We start from the raw sequence: 21,556 nt of genomic DNA on the forward strand, positions 1-21,556 counted from the left end.
GCGGCGGGCGCCGCACAGTCGTGGTCGCAACGATCCCCCGTTCCGCCGCGACCGAAGGACCACGATGGCCGACATCGATCTGAAGAACCTCACCGACCTCTACGTCTCCGTCTGGGGCGAACCCGACGCGGAACGGCGCCGCGACACCATCCGCCGGCTGTGGTCGGCCGACGCCGTACACGTTCTGCAGCCACCGCAGGAGATGCGACAGGCCGCTGAAGGGCTGGGCTTCGATCGGCTGGTCCTGGAGGCGCGCGGGCATGACGCACTGGAGTCGCGGGTGACTCGCGCGTACGAGGAGTTCGTCGCACCCGGCACGTTCGTGTTCCGGTCACGCGGTGATGCGGACCGGCTCCAGGACGTGGTCAAGTTCCGCTGGGAGATGGTGCCCCGCACCGGCGGCGACCCGGCCGGTACGGGGCTGGAGATCCTCCTGCTCGGCCCGGACGGTCGCATCGTCAGCGACTACCAGTTCATCGAGGGATGACCGGGATCTCAGGGGACGATCACGACGCCGCCGCGCACACTGCCCCGGGCCAGCCGGTCGTGAGCGGCCGCCGCCTCGGCGAACGGGTACACGCCCGCGACACGGAGCGGGATGTCCCCGCTGGTGACGAGTTTGACCAGCTCACCCAGCCGAGACCCGTCCGGCAGCACCTCCATCGCGAACGTTCGGATGCCCCGCACCGATTCCGGGCGGAGCGGGGGCGACGCCGCCACGTAGCCGCCGCCGTCCCGGACGAGGTCCAGCAGCGAGGAGCCGATCACCGCGAGGTCGATGACCGCGTCGAACGTCCCGGCCGGCTCGCCGGATCGCGGCAGGAAGGTCGCGCCCAGCGACTCGACGAACTCACGATCGCCGTCGCCGGCGAGTCCCGTGGCGTGCAGGCCGGACGCCCGGGCCAGCGCCAGCACGAAACCGCCGACCTGCCCGGCGGCGCCGGTGACGAGCACGGTCGAACCGGCGGGGAGCGCGAGCAGGTCGAGGGCCTGCGCGGCGGCGAGGCCGTTCGTCGGCAGGGTGGCCGCCTCGGTGGCGGGTACGCCGGCGGGCGCTGAGGTCAGCCAGGCGGCGTCGAGCACCACGTACTCCGCGTGAGCGCCGGCCGTGGTCTGCAGCCACGGCGAGAAGCCGAGAACCTCGTCGCCGATCGTGAACTCCGCAACCGACGGGCCGACCGCGTCGACGGTGCCGGCCACGTCCCAGCCGGGTGTGTACGGCAGACCGGTCGGCAGCGGGGCCGGGAACCGGCCGGAGCGGACCATCAGGTCGACCGGGTGCACGACTGACGCGGCGACTCGGACCCGTACCTGTCCCGGCTGGGGCTCGGGCACCGGCACATCGGCCACGTGCAGGACTTCCGGTCCGCCGAACTCCGCATAGCTGACTGCGCGCATTGCCGTCTCCTTCGTGAAACTTCGTGATCACCACGACCGTACGAATCAATGGGCACTGTGAGAAAGTAGGTACCTGAAAGTTCCTAGGGCACCGAAGGGGCGACACGATGCCGACGACGAACGCGGCACAACGCCGTGAGCAGGCCAAACGCGACTACGATGCGTTCCTGGACGGCTGCCCCACCCGTGAGCTGCTGAGCAGACTCACCGACAAATGGGTGGCGCTGGTGATCCCGGCTCTGGTCGGCGGCCCGCAGCGGCACGGCGAACTCGCCCACCGCATCGCCGGCGTCAGCCAGAAGATGCTCACGCAGACCCTGCGGACGCTGGAGCGCGACGGCCTGATCACCCGCACGGTGGCCGCCTCCGTGCCGGTCCGGGTCGACTACGCGCTCACCCCGCTCGGCCACGAGCTGTTCCCGGTCATGGTCGCCATCAAGAACTGGGCGGAGACGAACATGGACCGCGTCTTCGAGGCCCGCGCCCGATTCGACGCCCGCCCCTGACAAACCCCGGCGGCTGCCGACACGCTCAGGAGTTCAGCAGGGCGTAAACGCCGGCCGGCGCCTTCTTGGCCGTCGGCGCGGACAGGGACTTCACCTCGCCGAATCTGTCGTAGGTCAGGGTGCAGGCTTTGCCGGAGGGGATCTTGAGCTTCAGCGTGGTCAGGTTTCCCGACGCCTCATCGACGACGGCCTCGAACGGCACGGCCTCTGCCTTGTCACCGAGTTTCGTCAGGGCCGCGGACGCGATGACCGATTCATCCTCTTCGATCTTCGTCAGATCCACTGTTCCGGTGTACCTGGCGCCCTCCCGGACCACGCCCGACGCCTGCTGGATCAGCTCGCCCATCCCCAACGGGTCGATCTTGCCGTCGTAGCTGAGCGGGCTGTCGCCGAGGTCCGCGATCTTCGCCGGATCGAGTGCCATCCACGTCTTCGGCACGCCCATCCTGGTCGCCAGCGAGGCCGGCTTGGTGGTGATCCGCGCGAACGGCCTGTCCTCACCGATGGCCAGGAACGTCATCGCGATGCTGCCCACCCGCGGAATCTTCTGGGTGATCGAGGTCTTGACGGCCTTGCCGGGTGCGTCGAACACTCCGGTGAAGGGCAGCACGCAGCCTCCCGTCGTCGCGAACGCGAAGGCGGGCGCGGCCTCGTCCGGCACCGCGTCGAGCAGCGTCTCGGCAGGCGTCGGGGCCGGCGACGTGGCGGTGGTGCCCGCTTCCGCGTTTCCGCAGGCGGCAGCGCCGGAAGTCATGGCGGCGAGGACAGTCAGACATACCAGGCGGCGGTTGACGCGCACAGGGTTTCTCCAGGGATTTCGGGAAGAGCGGCCTTGGCGTGGCACAACCTGTGGCGGCCCGCGGTCTTTTCAAACTGGGGCAAATGCTAATTAATATTGCGTACGCCTAAAACCTGTAAAAATCCCGTCAGCCCTGCCCGATCGGATCAGCCGAGGCGCCATTCGCGGGCCTCGCTCCACCGTTCGTTGCTCACCGTCGCAACGACCGCACACGCTGTGATCAAACTTCTCGCGAGGCGGCCCGGGTCAGCGGGCGGGAGTCGAACGTTCGACCAGCAGCGTGCTCACGTCGGCGGTGACACGGACGTCGTACCTGTCCTTGGCAGTTGGCCAACCGGTTTCCCGGAGGGTGACACCGGCCTTGACGCCGCGCCGGGCCTTGCCGTTGATGGTGGCCAGGCCCGCGCCCTTGCCGAGGCGGACCCGCACCGGGGCACCCGCCTCGGTGCGCACAGTCAGGTCCACCACCGAGCCGGTGACCGCGAGCGGAACCGTGCCCTTGGGCTTGGCCAGCTGGAGCACGCCGCGGGACACACCGGCGGCGAGCTCGACGCCCACGAGACCGCCGGCCCGCGAGTCCACGTCGAGCTCGGTCGCCCCACCGGTGAGCCCCAGCGTCCAGTCCACCCTGGAGTTGAGCACCACCTCGGCGCCCACCGGGCCGGCCGCACCGGCGGTGAGGGCGAGCAGCGAGCCGTTCGCGGTGTCGGTCAGCTGCGGCACCGTGCCCTGGTCGAGCGCGGTGATGGTAAACAGCGATTCGCCCAGCTCAGCTGTGCGGACGCGCAGCGTTGTCGCCGCTCCGGCGATCTCCAGTCGCCGCTGCTTGACCGCGCCGAGCGGAGCGGTCAACGGCACCGGCGGTGGCGCCTGGATCACCGCGGACGGATCCGGCACCGGCACGTCGCCGACCTGCGACGCCGACGCGGGGCGCGACGTGGCCGGTTGATAGGCCTCCGTCTGACCCAGCACCACCCCCACGGTCAGCGACACGAGCGCAGCCGTGAACACCCACAGCCGCCGGGGCTTGCGGATCTGCTGCTCGTAGATGAGCACGACCCTCCCCGCCACCCGCGGCGGCGGGCGGCGGCTCCGCAGCGAGGAGACCTCCGGCGTGACGATGGGTAGCCGCTCGGTGGGCTCGTTGAGAAAGGAGACGCTCGCGGGCGCCTCACTCGACGACGGACTACCGAGCAGGCGGGAGCCACCGGGTGGTGCGGTGACCGGCCGCCCCGCGACCGGCAGCTCCGCACCGCGGACGCCGGGCGTACCGGGCGGCACGGCAGGTGCGTTTCCGGTCAGCGGGACCGGCGACGTGTCGCCGGATCCGACCAGCGGCAGGAAGCGGAACTTCACGTCCGCGCGTCGCTGGACCGACGACGCTTCGTCGGACTGGTCGGTCATCTCGGCCTCCGCTCACCGGGGTACACGCCCCGGCGATACGTGATACGGGAGGCAAACCTATATCGGATCGATGAACATCGCCGCGGTCCCGCATCGTGGGCAGGTCAGCCCGGGTACGCCTCCAGCCCCGACAACTGCCCGGCCGGCCATGCGGAGTTCCCGGTCGCGGTCACCCGCAGATATCGGGTCGAGGCGGCCGCGAAACTGATCGTCACCGTGTTGCCGGAGCCGGGGCTGAACGCTCGCCCGGCAGCGCCGGAGAGCGTGGTGAAGGCGGACCCGTTCGCGCTGCCCGAGATCGCCAGCGTCTGCGTTCGCGCACCCCACGACGGCGGCAGCTTGAGCACCACCCGCCCGACCGTGGCAGCCGCGCCAAGATCCACCTGTACCCACTGCGGGAAGGCGTTGTTCGCGCTCTCCCAGTAGGTGCCCGCGTCGCCGTCGGCCACGTTGCCCGGCCCGTATGCCTGAACCTGGCTGCTGGCGGTGGCCGTCCTGCCGCGCGCCAGGTCGGTGACGGGCGGTGGTGTGGTGGGGGAGTCGTCCCCGTACACCTGCATTTGGGCAAGTTGAGCCGCCGGCCAGCCGGTGTTGGCCGCGAAGCTGAGCCGCACATATCGGGCGGTCGCGCCGGAGAGCGCGACCGTCACCGCGTTGCCGGAGCCGGGGTCGAAGACGTAGCCGGCGGCACCGGCGAGGGTACTGAAGCTGGAGCCGTCGCTGCTGCCCTGCACGGTGATCGTCTGAGTGCGCCTCTCCCAGCCTGCGGGCAGGCGCATGACCAGGCTCTTCGCGGCATACGCACCGCCCAGGTCGACCTGGAACCACTGCGGGAGCGCGCCGCTGGACTCCCAATAGGTGCCGGCGCTCGCGTCGACGGCGTTCGCCGCGGCGTAGGCGCCGTTCACGCTGCTCGCGCTCGCCGCCTTGCCGGCAGCGAGGTCACCGGTGGGTTGCGGAGGCGGCGTGGTTCCGGTTGTCGGCTGCGTCGGGCGTACGGAAGTGAGCGCGATCTGGCCCTTGAGCATCTTCCCGGCGTCCGTGGTGATCCGCAGGTAGTAGTCGGCGGAGCAGAAGGTGCCGTCCTCGTCGAGCGCACGGATCCCGGAACCGGCCGGCACGGACGCCGCGGTCTCGGCGGTCTTGGCGATCTGGTTGCCCTCGTTGAACTCGTCGAACATGGACACGTAGAGGCCCTGCGCGCCGAGCCGGACCATGTTGTAGATGCTGCGCCAGTAGAAGTCGCCGTGCCTGCGATGACCGGAGGAGAGGTCACCGGGAAGCACACACGGCTGGTAGTCGATGCCGCGCGCGTTGCAGTCGGCCTGGTCGGCGACGTTGACGTTGGCGTAGAACCAGTCGAGCCCGGCGAGGTCGCCGGTGCGGCCGACCATCCACGGCGACAGCATGTTGAAGGCGTGGTAGACGTCGAGGAACCCGGTCCGGCTGTCGTTCTTGCCCTCGCGCCAGTAGGTGGGCACGCCGCCGATCACGTAACAGCCCTGCGCCTTGAACCAGTTGATCACGTCGAGGCACTGGGCCGGGGTGAACGGGCGCCCGTCGTCGTTGAAGCCGAAACCCCAGATGCAGACGACCGGCTTGCCGTTCTGCTTCGCGTACGCGCTGGACGCGGTGTGCGCCGACATCTTGCCGGCCCAGTCGGTCTTCAGCTCGGCCTGCATGTTCGTCCAGCCGGTGACGTCGTACATGATGTAGAACTTGCGCCCGGTCCGCTCGGCCGCGCCCCGTACCTTCTGCGCCATCGCATCGCGGGTCGGCCCCTCGTCGCCGAACGGGTTGAACCGCTGAAGCGCGGCCGTGTCGATGCCGTAACTCTGCATCCAGTTGAAATGCGTGTCCACGGTCTGCTGGTCGTAGGACGAGAAGAGCGCGGCAGGCTGCCCGTTGCCGAGATTCGGGTACGCCGTCGGGTACGTGCGCGTGAAATCACGCAGGTCCGGCCACGACACGATCGTGGTGTTGCTGAGGGACGGCGGCTGAAAGCGGTCACGACTCCAGTGCCACCAGCCACCGATCGGCGCGCCGTCACCGGGACAGGAGAACCAGCCCTGATACCCGACGCTGACCTTGCCGACCACGTCACCGGCGGGCGATGCGGCTTGCGCCGGTGCGGCGCTCGGGAGCAGGGCGGCCACCGGACCGAGGGCGGCCGAGGACAGCAGGGTACGGCGAGTGACTGTCATGGGGGACTCCAGTCGATCCTTGGGGACAGGTAGGGATCGACGGTCATCGTGACAGCCTTGGTCACATCGCCGCAATAGTTGAACAGATTTATGAAGAATCCTGCGCCGCGGTCGACATTAAGTGACAAAAGCTGCTAAATAGGCCCAGCTTGAGGAAATCGTGACCGACCAGCGTGACATGGCGGCCAACGTGATGCTGCGCTGGCCGGCCGCCCTGCGGTGTGACGGCCGGGCTGGCAGGCTGAGCCGATGGAGTCGGTTTGGGATTACCCGCGTCCGCCTCGCCTGGAGCGCACCGAGGCACGGGTGACGATCGTGCATGCGGGACAGGTGATCGTCGACAGCGACCGCTGCTGGCGGGTTCTGGAAACCTCGCACCCGCCGGTCTACTACGTGCCCCGAGACGACATCGCCGATGGTGCGCTGGCGCCCGGCACAGGCCAGTCGTACTGCGAGTTCAAAGGCGTCGCCAGTTACTGGGACCTCGTCACCGGGACAAACCGGGTGGAGCGAGCCGGCTGGTCCTATGAAAGACCCACATTCGCGTACGCGGAAATGGCCGGAGCCGTCGCCTTCTATCCCAGCCTCGTCGACGAATGCCGGGTGGCGGGCGAACTGGTCCAGCCGCAAGAGGGTGATTTCTACGGCGGCTGGATCACCGCTGACATCACCGGCCCGTTCAAGGGTGGCCCTGGGACCAGGGGCTGGTAAGCGGTTTCGAGCTGCTTGACCGAGGCTGTCCGGGATGAATACGTTGCTACGCGAAGGTCGGCTTCCGCCGGTCGGGACCATACGGCGTGCCGGCGCGCAGACCTGGTCCTGATTCCGCACCGGCCCGGGAGATGCGATGCCTCGACACAATTGGCAGGCGGCTCGCGCCATGATCGCCCTGACATCGGTGATGGTGGTGCTGGCCTGCAGCTCGGCGGATGACCCTGGGCCGTCGTCCAGTGCCCCGGCCGCGCTGCCGACGAGCGGCACCGGCACGGTCGACATCGGTGGCCGGCCGGTCACCGTGCACATCCCGGACTCCTATGATCCGGCCCGGCCCGCGCCGCTGGTCGTCCTGTTGCACGGATACGGGTCCTACGGGAACGAACAGGAGTCGTACTTCCGCCTGACCCCGGAGGCGGATCGGCGCGGATTCATCTACGCCTATCCGGATGGATCAGTCGACGATCGGGGCCAGCGTTTCTGGAACGCCACCGACGCATGCTGCGCGTTCTCCGGTCCGGAACCCGATGACTCGAGCTACCTGAGCGAGCTCATCTCCACCATCGAAAGCTCGTACCGCATCGACCGCGCCCGGGTCTATCTGATCGGCCACTCGAACGGCGGTTTCATGGCGTTCCGCATGGCTTGCGATCACGCCGACCAGGTCACCGCGATCGTCTCCCTCAACGGTGCGAGCTGGAACGACACCGCACGATGCCGGCCATCCGAACCGGTGAGCGTGCTCGCCATTCACAGCAGCGCCGACGAGACCATCGCGTACGGCGGCGGCACTCGCGGCAGCACCGCCTACCCGTCGGCGGCCACCACCGTCGCCCAATGGCGGGACCACAACCGGTGTTCCGATTCCGGGCGGGACGCTCCCGCACTCGACCTGGTCGTCGACCTTCCGGCGGCCGAGACGTCGGTGCGCACCTATGCGCAGGGTTGCGCCGGCCAGTCGACAGTGCAGGCATGGACGATCGATGGCGGCGCTCACGTACCCCAGCTTGGTCCTGATTTTGCCCCGGCTGTGACGGACTTTTTGCTCTCCCAGGTCAATCCGGCTCGGTGAACAAGTTACGGCTCGGCGGTTCTTGCGAATGTCAGCGGCGGTACGTCCGCTTGGTCGAGTACCGGACGTTGCCCGCTTTGTCGTACGCCCGCAGTTGGACCTTGAATGTCTTTCCGTACTTCTTCGGGTTGAGCACGAAGCGATAGCCGGCCTTGGTGTCGGTGGCCACCACCTTGCCGTTGACCAGCAGTTGCACCTTGGCCACGCCATTCCGGTCGCTCGCCGAGGCCGCGAGGGTCACCTTCCTGGTCAGCTTCGACTTGTTCTTCGGCGCCTTGGCGACTTTGACCGCGGGCGCGGTGTTGTCGACGATCACCGTCCGCGTCGCGCTCGCCGAGTTGCCCAGCTTGTCGACGGCCATCCAGGTGATCGTCTTGGCGCCGTCCCGACCCGACGACAACCGCACCCACGTCACCGAGCCGCTCCGGCCCGCGAGGTTCATGACCGCCACGCCGTGCGCATCCGAAGCCTTCAGCGACGTGACGTACGACGTACCCCGGATCAGCGCGTTCTGGCCGGGAGTGACCGACATCGTGGGGCCACTCTTGTCGATGTTGACCTTGAACGACTTGGACGACGTGTTGCCGGCCGCGTCCCAGACCTGCAGCCCGACGGTCGCTGTGGAGGCGGCGAAGGCGCGTGTGTTCCAGGAGAAGGCCGGATCGCTCGACCTCAGCACCCCGTCGACCTTCCACTCGGTCCGGGTGATCGCCGACTCGTCCTGGATAGTCGGCCTCAGGGTGCTGACGCCGCCGACCCAGCCCGTGCCCGTGTCCAGCCGGTTCGTCGAGTACGCGCCGGCGAAGTCCACCTGCGCGATGACCGGTGCCTTGTCGTCCACGACCTCGCTGGACACGACATAGCCGGTCGCGAGAGTGGTGGTGTTGCCGGCCCGGTCGTAGAGGACGAACGTCGGGGAGGTCGCGCCGCTGGTCGCCGCCCAAGCATAGGTCCAGGGCGCCTCCGGCAGGTTGGTGCGGGTCCCGCCATCGAACACATCGACGCGCCAGACATCACCAGAAACACCGGTCAGGGTGATCGCAACCGGTCCGCTGGGCACGGACGACCCCATCGCCGGTGAGAAGGCCGCGGTCGGGAGGACGTTGTCGACGTGCACCTTCACCGATTTCTCAGCGCGGTTACCCGCGGCGTCGGCGGCCCACACCGTGACGGTGGCCTCGGTGTCGCTGGGCAGGCCCGCCAGTGAGACCTCGCAGCCGTTCCTCAAGGTGCAGTCCGCGGCGAGGGAGCCGTTGACGGTCACTCCCAGCTCGGTGACCGCGACGTTGTCGGCTACCGCCGGATGGAAGACGAGCTTCGCGGGGGCTTGCTGACCGTCGAGGAGGCCGGTGCCCGCGATCACCGGATCGAGCTGGTCGGCGCCGCCGCCCGGGGTCGGGTTCGCCACCAGCAGTGCCGTGTTGTCGGAGTCGTCCAGGTCGGTGACCCGCTTGCACTGGCACGGCGGGTTCACCACGACCGTGCCCTGGGCGTCCGGCACCACCTTGTTGATCTTCAAGGTGAAGGTCCAGGTCGACGTCGTACCGGCCGTGAAGAGATACGGCGCCGCACAGATGTAGTGCGAGGCGTCTTCCCCGCGGCCGCACCCCGGAGCGCTGACGAACGAGGTGCCGGCCGGAAGCGTCACCTCGATCTCACCCAGTGAGCTGCCACCCCGGCCTCCGTCGAGTGTGGCCGGACCGTCGTTGCGCACGCCCACTGTGGCCTGCACCTGGGCGCCGGCCGCGCCGGAGACCTCGTCGCCGATCGCGCCGAGGTCCGCGCCGTTCGCACCGGTCACAGCGACATCGACGGTCTGGGCGGCACCGTTCTCGCTGGCGCCCAGCCTGTCACCCTCCCGCAGCTGAAGGACACCGCCGGCGCCCGGAGTGCCTCCACTGTGGCCGGGGTACTCGTCCGCGGTCAGCCACTCGAACTCACCGTAGATGCCGCCCGGCGCGTAGGTGTCAGCACGAGCCTTGTACGGCAGAGCGACGCGATAGCTCTTGCCCGGCGCCAGCGTCTGGCCGAACGTGCAGAGCCTCGGCCTGCCGTCCTCGTAGTCGCAGTTGGAGAACTGCTCGACAGCCTCGAATGCCCAGTCGGTGTGCAGCACGATGCCGACACTGTTCAGGGCCGTGGTGCCGGTGTTGGTCACCGACAGCGTGACATCGAATTCATCGCCCAGCGCCGCGCTGATCTGCTGCGGCGCGCCGGCGAGCAGCACCGCGTCGTTGGCCGCCGATGCCGGGGCCGCCAGGACAACGGATGCCACAGCGACGGCCGTTCCGGCCACGGCCCAGCGAAAGGGAGAGTGCTTCAACTGGTTCCTCCGTGCTGACCCGAAAGATCAATTGGGCGCATCGTAGGGACATCGGCGTCCGCCTGTGGTCCCGTTTCTCGGCGTTCCTCGCTGGCAGACATGAGTCCGCCTGCTGACCTGCACCTTCTTGCGGCCGTCCGGCTACGGGCACGTCGAAACGGTATCGTTTCGAGATCTTGGGCTCACCACGTCGGCGGTCGGCGACCGTTGGCGGCCGTCGTCGTCGGCGACTCGGCCGTGGCGTGAGCGCACCCGGCCGCTCGCCGCAAGCTGCCTGGCGCTCCTTCTGCGGAGGGTCAGCCAGGCCTAATGCGCGGGATAACAGTTTTCTGGGAAATTTTTCCCCCAATTTCCATTCGGATACGTGATAGCGAAGTTCGTGAACTCGGCTCAGCGGGCCTGATTCTGTCCCATCCGCCAATCCTTTGTTGCCGACATATTGACGAGCCGCAACAGCGTGGTAACAATTGCCCAGAGAGCGCTCTCTGCTTTGTGCTACACGGCTACCCCGCCCCGCCGTAAGTCTGTCCCCACGGACGCGCGGCACCCGTCCGACAGGCAGGCAGGAACATGACACCCCCGACCCTGACTTCCCCATCGCCGCACAAACACAGACGCCGCGGGCAGGTCGTGCTGAGCGCCGTCCTCGCCGCAGCCCTCGGCATCACCGTCGCCTCGGTCGCCACCAACGCCAGCGCCGCGGACATCCCGCTGTCGCAGGGCAAGCCCGCCACTGCCTCGTCCGTCGAGAGTGCCGCCTTCTCCGCGTCCGCCGCGGTCGACGGCAACGCCGGCACTCGCTGGTCCAGCACGTTCGCCGACCCGCAGTGGTTGCAGGTCGACCTGGGCAGCACCCAGTCGATCAGCCAGGTGGTGCTGAACTGGGAGGCGGCCTACGCCTCGGCCTTCACCATCCAGACCTCCGCGAACGGCTCCACCTGGGCGAACATCACCCCGGTCACCGTGGGCCGGGCCGGCGTCCAGACCCTGACTGTCTCCGGCAGCGGCCGGTACGTGCGGATGAACGGCACCACCCGGGCCACCCCGTACGGCTACTCGCTCTGGGAGTTCCAGGTCTTCGGCGGCGGCACCAACCCCTCGCCGTCACCGTCACCCAGCACCCCGACCCTGCCGACCTCCGACAAACCTGACTTCGGCCCGAACGTGCGGATCTTCGAGCCGGGTACCGCGGCGTCGACCATTCAGTCGGCGGTGGACTCGGCGTTCAACGGCCAGCTGCGCAGCCCGACCGCCCAGTTCGGCAGCCAGCGTCACGTGTTCCTCTTCAAGCCCGGCACGTACGGGCGGGTGTGGGCGAACGTCGGTTTCTACACCACGATCGCCGGTCTCGGGCTCAACCCCGATGACGTGACGATCAACGGCGCGGTCAACGTCGACTCCGGCTGGAACTACGGCGACGAGTCCAACGCGACCCAGAACTTCTGGCGCAGCATGGAGAACCTGTCGATCGTGCCCGAGGGCGGCACCAACCGATGGGCCGTCTCCCAGGCCGCACCGATGCGCCGGGTGCACATCAAGGGCAACCTGACCCTGGCACCCTCGAACCAGGACAACGGGCAGGGCTACTCCAGCGGCGGCTACCTGGCCGACGCCGTGGTCGACGGCACCGTCTCCTCCGGTTCCCAGCAGCAGTGGTACACCCGGGACAGCCGTATCGGGCGCTGGGAGGGAGGCGTCTGGAACATGGTCTACTCCGGCGTACAGGGTGCCCCGCCGAACGCGTTCCCGAACCCGCCCCACACCACCCTGGCCACCACGCCCGTCACGCGTGAGAAGCCCTACCTCTACGTCGACAACGCCGGCCTCTACCGCGTCTTCGTGCCCGCTGTGCGGCGCAACTCCGCGGGCGCCAGCTGGCCGAACACCGCCGGCACCTCGATCCCGATGCGGGAGTTCTACGTCGCCAAGCCCAGTGACAGCGCGGCCCGGATCAACTCCGCCCTCGCTCAGGGCCTGAACCTGTTCTTCACCCCGGGCACCTACTCCCTCAACGAGACGATCAGAGTCACCCGCCCCAACACCGTGGTGACCGGTATCGGCTTCCCGACCCTGATCCCGAACAACGGGGTCGAGGCGCTGAACGTCGCCGACGTCGACGGCGTCAAGGTCAGCGGCCTGACGTTCGACGCTGGTACGACGAACAGCCCGACGCTGATGAGCGTCGGACGGGCCGGCGTCCACACCGACCACGCCGCGAACCCGATCAGCCTGCAGGACGTCTTCTTCCGTATCGGCAGCAGCGTCCAGGGCAAGGCCACCACCACCCTCGCCGTGCACAGCGACGACACGATCATCGACCACATCTGGGCATGGCGGGCCGACCACGGCGGCGCACCCACCGGCTGGGCGGTCAACACCGGCGACACCGGCCTCATCGTGAACGGCGACGACGTCCTCGCCACCGGCCTGTTCGTCGAGCACTACCAGAAGTACGAGGTGATCTGGAACGGCAACCGCGGACGGACGATCTTCTTCCAGAACGAGAAGCCGTACGACGTACCCAACCAGGCAGCCTGGATCGGGCCCCGCGGCAACGGCTACGCCGCCTACAAGGTCGCCGACAATGTCACCGACCACGAACTCTGGGGCGGCGGCTCCTACGCCTACTTCAACGTCAACCCCAGCGTCCGGGTGGACCGGGCCTTCGAGGTGCCCAACCGGGCCGGCGTCCGGCTCCGTAGCGTCCTCACCGTCTCCCTCGGCGACGTCGGCACCATCGCCAACGTCGTCAACGACACCGGTGGCTCCGTCCCCAACCCGGCCGGCAACACCACCCCGCGCCAGGTCGTGGCCTACCCCTGACGCACAACCCCTTGATCCCATAGCAATACCGACGTGAACCCGGCGGCCACCAGTGCGACACGCACCGGTGGCCGCCGCCGTTCACCTCGATCTGACGGCACGCCGGAGAGGCTGATTTCAGACGCCGATGTGTGGGGCGCGCGCGGCCACCTTCCCGGCCTTTTCGGGGTTGTTGCGGTAGGTCAGGGCGACCTGCGCACCCTCCCGCGGACCAGCCAGCGAGCCATCAGGCCGGACGCGATCTTGTGAATCTGTTGAACACCGTGACGGTGCAACGTCACAAGATCCGGGGTGGTTGGCGTTGCCGGCGGCAGGAGTATGCCTGCCGAGGTAGCGCTTCCAAATGCGCGGGTGCCGTGGCCAGCCCGCCCGCGAAGCGAACTCGGTGTGAACGCTGCCGGAACCGTGCGACTGTGGCCGGCGCCCTCTCATCGGCTATGTGAGTTACTCGGCCGCAGCCTGCGCCGGTCGTTCTCCGGTGCCGCCGCCGAGCGTGTGAGCGCCTTGATCGGGTGTCGCTCAGCGCCGCCCTTTGCGGATTCGCCGAACTACCAGGGTGTAGTTCGGTCGACGATGGTGACCTTGGGCGCCGGGTCGGGTAGGCAGGAGTGGTGATCGACGCCCTGCCCGATGCGATATCGCCGATGCTGGCCGGCCCTGGTGCCATGCCGGTCGGCGGCGGGTGGGCGTTCGAGTTCAAGTACGACGGGGTCCGGGCGGTCAGCTACGTCAACGACCATGGGGTACGGGTGCTGTCGCGCAACCACAACGACATCACCTCGAACTACCCGGAACTCGGCGACCTGCGCGGCCTGCTGGCCGGGCACACCGCGGTGCTGGACGGGGAGATTGTCGCCCTCGAACCTGGTGATCGGCCGTCCTTCGCCCGGCTCGCCAACCGGATCCACGTCACCCAGCCCACGGCGGCGTTGTTGACGAAGGTGCCGGTCGTCTACTACGTGTTCGACCTGCTCCGGCTCGACGGGAAGGCGCTGACCGAGCTGCCCTACGAACAACGCCGCGAACTCCTCACCGATCTCGCTTTGACCGGCCCGACGGTGCGGACACCACCACACTTCGTCGACGCCGACGGCCACGCCGTGCTGCGCGCCGCCGAACTCGGTGGGCTCGAAGGTGTCGTCGCGAAACGGCTCGGTTCCCCGTACCGGCCGGGGAAACGATCGAGCGACTGGACGAAGGTGCCGTTGATCCGTACCCAAGAGGTTTTGATCATCGGGTGGAAAGCCGGCGCCGGCCGCCGGACCGGCACCATCGGCTCGCTGCTGCTGGCCGTTTACGACCAGGGCGACCAACTGGTCTTCGCCGGGCACGTCGGCACCGGCTTCACCGACGTCATGCTCGGCCAGCTCCGCGATCAACTACGGCCACTGCAGCGCACCACCGCCCCGGTCGCCGACGTGCCCCGCGAACACGCCCGCCACGCGCACTGGGTCGAACCCGTCCTGGTGGGCGAGGTGATGTTCCGAAACTGGACACCCGACAACCGGATGCGGCACCCGTCGTGGCGCGGGCTACGCACCGACCGGCCCCCACGGGCCGCCCGCCGCCATGACATCCCCGCCGCTCCCCCACCCGCACCAGGGCCGATGAAACGAGGTCGGGAAACGGTGGAGGGCGCGTTCGAAACGCCCGACCGGCACTGGCGCGTCGAAGCCGTCCGCCGCGGCCGCGACCATTTCTACCGGCTCACCAACGTGCCCGCCGACAACATCGTCGACGGCCTCGCGATCGCGACCGTCGAACGGCTCCTGACCGAAGCAGGCGTCGACATCGGCGACCTGGTCCCCGCCGGCACAGACAACAGCCGGCAATCCGGCGCCGCGTGAGTCCACGCCCGGCGACATCGCTCCACGCGCGATTCGCGTGCTCCAGATCCGCTCCACGGGCCGCTCCCACGCCGCGATATGCCAGGTGGCGACGGTGGGGCACGCGTGGGTACCGGTGGTCACCCGTGGTCAGCGGTGGGCACGCTATCCTGGGCACTCGCGCCCTCGTAGCTCAGGGGATAGAGCAACGGTTTCCTAAACCGTGTGTCGCAGGTTCGATTCCTGCCGGGGGCACCAGAACCATCACCTGAAACACGCCCTGAGCTGGGCGAACTGAGAATCGTCGATGTGCTGAGGTGTGCATCAGCGTCCGCCGAGAAGCCCGCGAGTTCGCCGACGCCCTGGGAATCGCCGCATGACCTCGGAAGGCAAGGTCCTCTACATCGTCGTCTGTGCCGCCGGCCCTGCCGGCGAGGTGGGCCAGCTTGTCGAACTGGCGCAAGACGCCGACTGGACCGTACAGATCATCGCCACGCCGCCGGCACTTGACTTCATCGACGTGCCCAGCGCTGGAGGAACAGACCGGCCGCCTCGTGCGCCACCGCTACCGCCTGCCGGGCGAACCGAGGTCGCCCCGTGCGGACGCCATCATCGTGGCACCAGCGACGTACAACACCATCAACAAGTTCGCCCATGGCATTTCCGACACCTATGCCCTCGGCCTGCTCGCCGAAGCGCCCGGCCTCGGCATCCCCGTCGTCGTCCTGCCCTTCGTGAACAGCGCCCTCGCCTCTCGCGAACCATTCCGCCGCAGCGTCGAACAACTGCGCGCTGAGCGTATCCGCGTCTTGCTCGGTCCGGGTGATTTGTACCGTATCAGCCAGGTTCCGGTAGCGCCCACCTAGACAACTATCCTTGACACCTCCCTCTGCAATGCCTGTGACCGCCCATTATTTTCTCAATCTTCGCTTCGTAGACGCACTCTTCTTTCTTTCGAGGAGTCGCCTGACCTGAGGGTTTTCCTTCATGGCACGTTGCATTAAAGGCATTTGCATTAGCCAGTTGGCGGTGAAGGAGGCGGATTCCCCTTCACAGGCCTCCTCGATTGCAGCCAGCATGCCCGGCCAATCGCGTGTGAGTGCGCAAAGACCTGCCTGTTCCACAGGCTCCGCGGTTTGCGAGATTTTGATTGAATTCCTCATCGCGTCGTCGTCGGTACCGAGTTGTTGACGACACAGCCATATGTTGATCATCGTCATCGAGAATGACGGATGTTCAGGATGAACATATGTGTCACGTAAGGTCTGAAAGATTCCGAGTGCACTCGTCCATCTGCCGCGACTCTCAAGATCTACGGCCCGGTCTATAAAAAAGTTTATGTCGGAGTCGTGATCATTGAAAAAGTTGGTGGACCACAATAGTGCCATGCTGAGTGCAAGTGACTCGATATTGTCCAAGAGATCACTTAGGTAGTCTCCTGAAGTCTTAAGGCGACCCCAAATGCGAGCTTCCGGTGGAGCCAGTGGGCCCGCGTCGGCTAGATACTCGGCATCGACCGTGCCATCAGAGGCGCGGTCGAGAAGTCGCATCCTTGCGATTGCCTCCTGAATAATATGCCAGCTGCCAGTCGCGTCTTCGACATCGAACTCTGCAAATCGCAAGCTCGTGTCACGCCACTCATCTATTCCGCCGCGCACGAAGTTTTCAACTCGCCGATCGATCGCCCACCTTTCGATATCATTAGGGTACTTCCCGAGCGATTTTTGGATCGCCCAAGGTATGTCTGGGAGATCACCTAGGCTTTCGGCACCTGAAACGGTAAGCGCCGTCCGAGCGAGACCTCCGAGAACTGAATTGAATTGCTGGACGGCGCGGGGGAATATAGATGCTGCGAGTTCGCCCGCTAGATCAGGCTGCAGAATACTAGCGTAATAGTTCGACGCGTACTCTAGCTTGACCTCATCGCTACTGTGGGTCGCTTCGAGCTCTTCCCAGATGTCATTGTCGACCTTCTCCGAGTACGTTGATATGAAAGCGAAGACCTGCTCGGCCGCTAAGGGATATCGCTCAAATTCTCTACCCTTACTCTTGTCCGGGACTATCCCGTGTTTCTCGGCAAGAAGTGCATCAATTCGATCTTGGCGCGAATTTGCAAGTCCTCTTACCTTGATCTCGATAGCGATCCGCTCCTGGAAATCGATACGCTTTTCGAGATGACGGAGAGACTTAGTACTATTATGTGCCTTATCTTTGCGCACAATCTCGACGAGGTCGCGCAGACGATCGAGGCGTAGCATTAGAAGTCTCAAGGAGGTGGTGATAAAGAGCAGCCCAGGATTCTTTGTGAAATCCCGTTGAGTTTCGTTCCTCGAAGCGTTATCAATCCGATCCGTGGTCAACGTTTCACCATTCCCATTAATCCTGCTCTTCGAGTGGCTCTTTGACGGGTCGATTGCGAAGGGTGCCCATGCACAGCCTGCCAAAATCGGTGAGTTCCCATAAGATTGATTCATCGCCTAGAGGACTCGCGATCGATCTGGCGATACCTAGGCTTTGCAACTTTGCAGTGAGCGCCGCGATTGTTGCTGAAAGCCCTGGATCCTGTTCCAGGACTCTATCTTCCGGCCATGCGAACTTGAGCCGCTGCCTAAGCGGCATGCTTTTCCACCAGACAGGTGATGGTCTGTCTAGGATCGCAACTAGCCGCAGGTGGAATATCTCTAGATCTGCAACGGCTTGCATAGCAAGTGTTTGCTCATCTACCAACGCCCTGTCAGTAGAAATGGCTCCGGTGGCTAGCAGCTTCGCTACAAGGTCTAGTTTGTCTTCGCTTGCGGCTCTGCCGGCGGCGTCTAGTGAGACCACTAAAAGCTGTAACTTCGCTGGCTCTTCTGCCAAGCAGTCTATTAAGTCGCTGACTGAGACACTCGCGGTATCGGCCGCCCTCGCCACCATCAACTCCGCTTGCCTGTGTCGGAGGCCTACGATCTTTCGAATCGCGAAAGATAGCTCTTCGGCTAGCGGTCCGAGTGTTCCGCCTAGTGTCGCACCTGCCTCTGGTAATCCGGTTGACGTTGACACCCATGTTGCAATAGCGGTGTTGACTGTGTTTCCAATAATTCGATCAAATGCCGCACCGGAGCGTCCCTGTAATTCGCTAGGTTCCGCAATGTCGGGGTCGGCGTTACTGGTCATAGAAGCCACCTACGAATTAGAAACATTTCTGTCACTGCTGGCTCGGCCAAGGTCCACACCGTTGCTCATCGTACAAGCTAGCGGCACCATTGATTTCCTACGAGCGGCAGTTGGCGCGACGGCCCATGCTGCCGAGCTGGACAATTCAATCGGAACGGTATGCTTTCCTGCATTTGGCATCTCGCGCCAGAAAACTCATAACGTGCCAAGGCGGTCGCATTGGGAGGACGTTGATCATGTGAATCTGAGCGATGGCCAAGCGGGTTACTCGGTTTGGAGCTGGAACCAGTGCGCGAAGCGGCGAAGCGCCCGTACTGCCGAGTTACCCTCTTCGAGGATCAAGGCGCCGCGCAAGCGCGGCGCGGTCGGCACGCGCTGGCCTGCTGGCGGCCTTCGGCCGGCATCGGCCGCGCGGCCGACCAACACAAGGCCCAGCCCATTCCTCAGCCGTAGAACGGCCGTGACGATCGCTGTGGGCGGTCACCCAGTTCGGTGCTTCCGGCGATCGCTGCCGCGCCGCTTCGCGGCTTGCCACCGGGGCACACAGGCCCGGCTGCGTGGGTCGACGGCCCCGAAATGACGAAGATGGCCGACCCCCTGCCCGGGAGCCGGCCATCGTATTTCTTGGCGTTCTTGAGGTCAGGATCTCGGGCCATACGCCGCGCGCAGCACCTCGCGGACGAGTTCGCTGGGGCTGCGGCCGGAGTCGCTAGCTACGCGCTGGAGAACGTCGTAGATCTCGTCGTCGACGCGAACGTTGATGCGGTGCGACGCTCCTCCGGCTGAAGACAGCGACGGTCGGCCCGCAGCCTTGCGGGGAACCATGTCGCCAGGGTCGTAGCCGGATTCCGCTTCGGCGAGGAGCACTGCTTCGGCCTCTGCGGTCAGGACTGCGCCGCTCTTGGTCCGCACACCTGTCTTGCGAGTGCCAGCCTTGCTCGACTTCGTGGCCGGTGCTTTCTTCGGAGCGACAGGCTTGGTCGGGGTCTTCCGGTCTTCTTTCAGGTCCGCCATTGCTTCGCCTCCTTGTACTTCTTGTTGTACCGGGGCCGCATCTCCATCGCGTGGATGACGTACAAGCTGTCGTCCAGGAGTTCGACCGCCATAATTTCGAGGGCGGTGCCGTCCTGGTCGTCGCCGAGGAACAGCAGGCGTTCGAAGGGTCTGTCGGGTGGTTCAGCCGGTAGCGCGAAGGGGAGCCCGCAGTGTTCGATCACGTGCTTGATCTGGGCCTGGCTGAGGCCGTGCTTGGTGGCTGAGGCCGCCCACTTGTACTTGTACCGAGCCACACGCCGATTGTGTCAGACAAAATATGGCCCGGCAACCGGTAGCAAGACTGGGCAGCTGGTGCAGAGGAGGTGAAACGGGGTCGCCCAGCGAGGCGAGGAGGGAAGGCGTACGCCCAGGTGAAGAGCCTGACGCGGCTCTCTGCGCTCACTCATTCCTGAACCGTGTGTCGCAGGTTCGATTCCTGCCGGGGCACTCAAACGATCACCTGAAGCACGCCCTGAGTTGGGCGAACAGAAATTCATCGATGCGCGGGTGCATAGGCCCTTCTTACTGCCGAATTGTCCCGTTCTAGATCAAGGAGCCGCGCGAGCGCGGCGCAGGCGCATTCGTGTCCGATCGTTTCCGGCTCAATGACTGAGATACTCCCGAGCCTTCTGCACGATCTCATCGCGCTCGGATTGCGGCATGTCCCGGTACTTCGCCCAGAACTCTTCGAACGCCGCGCCGACCTCGTCGCCGTAGACACTGCTTGCTCCCATCTCCCTGAGCGACGATCCGGAGATGACCTCCTGAGCCATCTCCCGCATCTGCTCGCTTCCGTCATCGGCCAGGGCGATCAAAATGTCGCGCAACTTCTTCGCCATCTCGTTGTCGCCGCCGGCGATATCGAGGATTTCGTCAGGCATGAGCACCGGCCCCCGCGAGCGGGTGGTCATACCCCGCTCCACCACCGATGACGGGCAGTTTCACCGAGTCGAGATTGCTCAGCTCTCGGTTGAGCACGGCTCGGAAGCCCATTATGGCCGCGTTGGCGTAGGCCAGGAGCTTCGTTGCCTCCGCCCAGTGCTTGAGGATGATGGTGCTCTCGATGGCCGCGATGCCGTAGCCGATTCCCAGGCCCACGCCGCTCGCCGCGGTGGCGGTTCCTCCGATCACGGCGAGTCCTGCGATCAAGGCCGCGTCGCACATGCCCTTGAGCAGGCCACCGAGGGCGTCTCCGACGGACCACACGGCGTCGGCCATGGTCCGATATGCCGCACCCATCTCGCCGAGCGGCAGACGGAGCCCGTCGACGCTCGTCGCCAAGTCGGTGAAGTACCGGTAGGCCGCTTCGCCGGCGTTGCCCTGCCAACAGCCCTGGAGCACGGTGGCTCCGGACTGGATGTTGATGGCGACGTCGTGCACGGCGGTAGAGGCGTTGTCGAGAACCTCCGGCATCCTGGCCAATGTCTCCCAGTCGCCGAAGATCTTGTTCTGTACCTCCTGAATGGGATCGAACCCGAGGACCAGGTCGAAGCCCTTCATGATCCAGGCACTCGGACTGATGTAGTCCATCCAGCTCAGGCGGTTCACCGGGTTGTCCGGTTCGGGCGCCGGCGGCCGGAGATGAGTCTCCGGCGCTCGGGCGTCCGCGATCGGCGAAGGCTTACAAGAGTTGTCGGCGATCTCGTACTCAAGAGGCGTGGGGCATATTTTCGCCCCCGCTGGCAATGAGAGGTCGAGGTTCGTCGCTGCCGAGAGATCTGTCTTCTGGTAATAGCCCGCAGCGCTGCGAAGCTCTGGCGCTGAGTAGTCGAGGACGCAGGCGAGCCGATTGAAGGTTCCTTTGATGTTCGCGAGGGCGTGCTCGTTCCCCTCGCGCGCGATCGAGAACAGCTCGCCACCGGTGCCGTCCGTGGCATAACGGGTTACGTAGTCACTGAGCCTTTTCCAACCTGACGGTGCTGGTCACGGCAGGTGTGGGTGGCCGGTGTCGACATAGGACGAGACTCCCGGTAAGACAGCAATCGACCAAGATCAGATGCCCCAACCGGGAGCCTCGCTGTGCTGTCTTACCCCGCCAAGATCCCGCTGTCCAATCGGAGCCTGAACCACCTCGCTGACCGGATCCGCGTCCACCGCCGTGAACGCGGCTCCCGCTGGCGGCGCCTCAACCCCGGTGAGCAGGCATTACTCGCTCTGGCTCACCTGCGCAACGGCGATACCTACACCCGTCTCGCCGCAGGATTCGGCATCGGCGTGGCTACCGCCTAATGGGAGCTACCGGGTCAGCCGCTGGCAGACTCGGTGCCTGGTAGCCGCGAGTGGGTGAGCACTCTCG

The 21,556-nt window shown here is 66.1% G+C and carries 18 protein-coding genes, 1 tRNA gene and 1 pseudogene; 9 read left to right on the plus strand and 11 right to left on the minus strand.

Going from position 1 to position 21,556, the window contains the following annotated elements; genetic code table 11:
* The first annotated feature begins 64 nt into the window (after positions 1-64).
* Positions 65-487, plus strand: coding sequence for a hypothetical protein (locus tag ACFQV6_RS18185; RefSeq protein WP_378028665.1), 423 nt, complete (start codon positions 65-67; stop codon positions 485-487).
* An 8-nt stretch (positions 488-495) separates the two neighbouring features.
* Here ACFQV6_RS18185 and ACFQV6_RS18190 read toward each other — a convergent pair whose 3' ends face one another.
* A complete protein-coding gene (locus ACFQV6_RS18190; RefSeq protein ID WP_378028666.1) occupies positions 496-1,398 on the minus strand; it encodes an NADP-dependent oxidoreductase in 903 nt (300 codons plus the stop codon).
* Between the two features lie 107 nt (positions 1,399-1,505).
* Between ACFQV6_RS18190 and ACFQV6_RS18195 the strand changes: the two genes are divergently transcribed.
* Positions 1,506-1,904: a winged helix-turn-helix transcriptional regulator gene (locus ACFQV6_RS18195; protein ID WP_378028667.1), complete on the plus strand. Its 399-nt coding sequence runs from the start codon at positions 1,506-1,508 to the stop codon at positions 1,902-1,904.
* Between the two features lie 25 nt (positions 1,905-1,929).
* Here ACFQV6_RS18195 and ACFQV6_RS18200 read toward each other — a convergent pair whose 3' ends face one another.
* From ACFQV6_RS18200 to ACFQV6_RS18210, 3 genes are all read right to left on the minus strand, one after another.
* Entirely contained in the window at positions 1,930-2,658 is a 729-nt protein-coding gene (locus tag ACFQV6_RS18200; RefSeq protein ID WP_378028668.1) for a hypothetical protein, read from the minus strand.
* A 291-nt stretch (positions 2,659-2,949) separates the two neighbouring features.
* Complete coding sequence (locus ACFQV6_RS18205; protein ID WP_378028669.1) at positions 2,950-4,107, minus strand: hypothetical protein; 1,158 nt, start codon at positions 4,105-4,107, stop codon at positions 2,950-2,952.
* 104 nt (positions 4,108-4,211) lie between these two features.
* Positions 4,212-6,311, minus strand: coding sequence for a discoidin domain-containing protein (locus ACFQV6_RS18210; protein WP_378028670.1), 2,100 nt, complete (start codon positions 6,309-6,311; stop codon positions 4,212-4,214).
* Positions 6,312-6,560: 249 nt separating this feature from the next.
* Between ACFQV6_RS18210 and ACFQV6_RS18215 the strand changes: the two genes are divergently transcribed.
* Positions 6,561-7,022: a DUF427 domain-containing protein gene (locus ACFQV6_RS18215; protein WP_378028671.1), complete on the plus strand. Its 462-nt coding sequence runs from the start codon at positions 6,561-6,563 to the stop codon at positions 7,020-7,022.
* A gap of 136 nt (positions 7,023-7,158) precedes the next feature.
* Positions 7,159-8,097, plus strand: coding sequence for an alpha/beta hydrolase family esterase (locus ACFQV6_RS18220; protein WP_378028672.1), 939 nt, complete (start codon positions 7,159-7,161; stop codon positions 8,095-8,097).
* Between the two features lie 31 nt (positions 8,098-8,128).
* On the opposite strand, the gene ACFQV6_RS18225 is transcribed toward ACFQV6_RS18220, so the two are convergent.
* A complete protein-coding gene (locus ACFQV6_RS18225; RefSeq protein ID WP_378028673.1) occupies positions 8,129-10,372 on the minus strand; it encodes an Ig-like domain-containing protein in 2,244 nt (747 codons plus the stop codon).
* 618 nt (positions 10,373-10,990) lie between these two features.
* On the opposite strand from ACFQV6_RS18225, the gene ACFQV6_RS18230 reads away from it, so the two are divergent.
* From ACFQV6_RS18230 to ACFQV6_RS18245, 4 genes are all read left to right on the plus strand, one after another.
* On the plus strand, positions 10,991-13,243 hold the full coding sequence (locus ACFQV6_RS18230) for a discoidin domain-containing protein (RefSeq protein ID WP_378028674.1): 2,253 nt from the start codon (positions 10,991-10,993) through the stop codon (positions 13,241-13,243).
* A 611-nt stretch (positions 13,244-13,854) separates the two neighbouring features.
* Positions 13,855-15,090 (plus strand): non-homologous end-joining DNA ligase, encoded by a 1,236-nt coding sequence (gene ligD, locus ACFQV6_RS18235; protein WP_378028675.1) that lies wholly within the window; start codon positions 13,855-13,857, stop codon positions 15,088-15,090.
* 161 nt (positions 15,091-15,251) lie between these two features.
* Positions 15,252-15,327, plus strand: a tRNA-Arg gene (locus ACFQV6_RS18240).
* A 188-nt stretch (positions 15,328-15,515) separates the two neighbouring features.
* Entirely contained in the window at positions 15,516-15,935 is a 420-nt protein-coding gene (locus ACFQV6_RS18245) for a flavoprotein (protein ID WP_378028676.1), read from the plus strand.
* 45 nt (positions 15,936-15,980) lie between these two features.
* Here the strand turns inward: ACFQV6_RS18245 and ACFQV6_RS18250 are convergent, their stop codons facing one another.
* From ACFQV6_RS18250 to ACFQV6_RS18275, 6 genes are all read right to left on the minus strand, one after another.
* The gene (locus ACFQV6_RS18250; protein ID WP_378028677.1) at positions 15,981-17,429 is read right to left on the minus strand and encodes a hypothetical protein; all 1,449 of its coding nucleotides are present in this window, start codon (positions 17,427-17,429) and stop codon (positions 15,981-15,983) included.
* Positions 17,430-17,445: 16 nt separating this feature from the next.
* Complete coding sequence (locus tag ACFQV6_RS18255) at positions 17,446-18,225, minus strand: hypothetical protein (RefSeq protein WP_378028678.1); 780 nt, start codon at positions 18,223-18,225, stop codon at positions 17,446-17,448.
* Between the two features lie 639 nt (positions 18,226-18,864).
* The gene (locus ACFQV6_RS18260) at positions 18,865-19,239 is read right to left on the minus strand and encodes a ribbon-helix-helix domain-containing protein (RefSeq protein ID WP_378028679.1); all 375 of its coding nucleotides are present in this window, start codon (positions 19,237-19,239) and stop codon (positions 18,865-18,867) included.
* Positions 19,227-19,514: a hypothetical protein gene (locus ACFQV6_RS18265; protein WP_378028680.1), complete on the minus strand. Its 288-nt coding sequence runs from the start codon at positions 19,512-19,514 to the stop codon at positions 19,227-19,229. Before ACFQV6_RS18265 ends, ACFQV6_RS18260 begins: the two co-directional genes overlap by 13 nt.
* Before the next feature lie 348 nt (positions 19,515-19,862).
* Positions 19,863-20,171: a hypothetical protein gene (locus ACFQV6_RS18270; protein WP_378028681.1), complete on the minus strand. Its 309-nt coding sequence runs from the start codon at positions 20,169-20,171 to the stop codon at positions 19,863-19,865.
* A complete protein-coding gene (locus ACFQV6_RS18275) occupies positions 20,134-20,808 on the minus strand; it encodes a WXG100 family type VII secretion target (protein WP_378028682.1) in 675 nt (224 codons plus the stop codon). The genes ACFQV6_RS18270 and ACFQV6_RS18275 overlap by 38 nt, the downstream gene beginning before the upstream one ends.
* A 471-nt stretch (positions 20,809-21,279) precedes the next feature.
* On the opposite strand from ACFQV6_RS18275, the pseudogene ACFQV6_RS18280 reads away from it, so the two are divergent.
* Positions 21,280-21,486 (plus strand): annotated as a pseudogene (locus tag ACFQV6_RS18280) (transposase family protein); the annotation flags it as partial.
* Positions 21,487-21,556 lie beyond the last annotated feature (70 nt).

It is taken from the genome of Actinoplanes sp. GCM10030250 (assembly GCF_042666575.1).
In the GTDB taxonomy this organism is placed as follows: Bacteria; Actinomycetota; Actinomycetes; order Mycobacteriales; family Micromonosporaceae; genus Actinoplanes.

Excerpts from the sequence above, each read along its gene's own strand:
- ACFQV6_RS18185 (WP_378028665.1), top strand. The coding sequence starts at position 65 with ATGGCCGACATCGATCTGAAGAACCTCACCGACCTCTACGTCTCCGTC.
- ACFQV6_RS18190 (WP_378028666.1), bottom strand. The coding sequence starts at position 1,398 with ATGCGCGCAGTCAGCTATGCGGAGTTCGGCGGACCGGAAGTCCTGCAC.
- ACFQV6_RS18195 (WP_378028667.1), top strand. The coding sequence starts at position 1,506 with ATGCCGACGACGAACGCGGCACAACGCCGTGAGCAGGCCAAACGCGAC.
- ACFQV6_RS18200 (WP_378028668.1), bottom strand. The coding sequence starts at position 2,658 with ATGACTTCCGGCGCTGCCGCCTGCGGAAACGCGGAAGCGGGCACCACC.
- ACFQV6_RS18205 (WP_378028669.1), bottom strand. The coding sequence starts at position 4,107 with ATGACCGACCAGTCCGACGAAGCGTCGTCGGTCCAGCGACGCGCGGAC.
- ACFQV6_RS18210 (WP_378028670.1), bottom strand. The coding sequence starts at position 6,311 with ATGACAGTCACTCGCCGTACCCTGCTGTCCTCGGCCGCCCTCGGTCCG.
- ACFQV6_RS18215 (WP_378028671.1), top strand. The coding sequence starts at position 6,561 with ATGGAGTCGGTTTGGGATTACCCGCGTCCGCCTCGCCTGGAGCGCACC.
- ACFQV6_RS18220 (WP_378028672.1), top strand. The coding sequence starts at position 7,159 with ATGCCTCGACACAATTGGCAGGCGGCTCGCGCCATGATCGCCCTGACA.
- ACFQV6_RS18230 (WP_378028674.1), top strand. The coding sequence starts at position 10,991 with ATGACACCCCCGACCCTGACTTCCCCATCGCCGCACAAACACAGACGC.
- ACFQV6_RS18255 (WP_378028678.1), bottom strand. The coding sequence starts at position 18,225 with ATGACCAGTAACGCCGACCCCGACATTGCGGAACCTAGCGAATTACAG.
- ACFQV6_RS18260 (WP_378028679.1), bottom strand. The coding sequence starts at position 19,239 with ATGGCGGACCTGAAAGAAGACCGGAAGACCCCGACCAAGCCTGTCGCT.
- ACFQV6_RS18270 (WP_378028681.1), bottom strand. The coding sequence starts at position 20,171 with ATGACCACCCGCTCGCGGGGGCCGGTGCTCATGCCTGACGAAATCCTC.